1 protein-coding gene is annotated in these 480 nt (G+C 66.0%); it reads left to right on the top strand.

Translation table 11 applies throughout. The features are described from left to right. Positions 1-480, top strand: a 480-nt coding sequence (locus tag KW848_RS31345; protein ID WP_218539182.1) for an ABC transporter permease, incomplete at both ends; no start/stop codon positions are given.

Genomic DNA, 480 nt, shown 5'->3' with positions numbered 1-480 from the left:
GAGATAGGAGTCCGTCTCGTGGGCTCGGCGGCGCGGCTGACGGAGAACCCCAACGACAAGCTGTTGCCCAGCGCCAGTCAGATGGTCAGCGCAATCGACCGCCTGGCCTTCACCGAGGACAAGCGCAGCGGCAACTACCTGTTCTGGGAAGACAGCGCGGCCAGCCTCAAGCGCCTCGGTATGGGCATCGGCATCGCCGCCCTGGTCGGCCTGTGCCTGGGCATCGCGGCGGGCATCCTGCCGCTGTTCCGCGCGCCGCTGTCGCCGCTGCTGACCGTGCTGTCGATGGTGCCGCCGCTGGCGATCCTGCCGATCCTGTTCATCGTTTTCGGCCTCGGTGAACTGTCCAAGGTGATGCTGATCGTGATCGGCATCACTCCGGTACTGGCCCGCGATCTGGAACAGCGTGCCCGCGAGATTCCCACCGAGATCCTGATCAAAGCGCAGACCCTCGGCGCCAGCACCTGGACCCTGATCCTC

The sequence above is a fragment of the Pseudomonas sp. PDM25 genome (assembly GCF_019219045.1).
GTDB lineage: Bacteria > Pseudomonadota > Gammaproteobacteria > Pseudomonadales > Pseudomonadaceae > Aquipseudomonas.
This window is presented reverse-complemented; position numbering and strand designations above follow the sequence as displayed.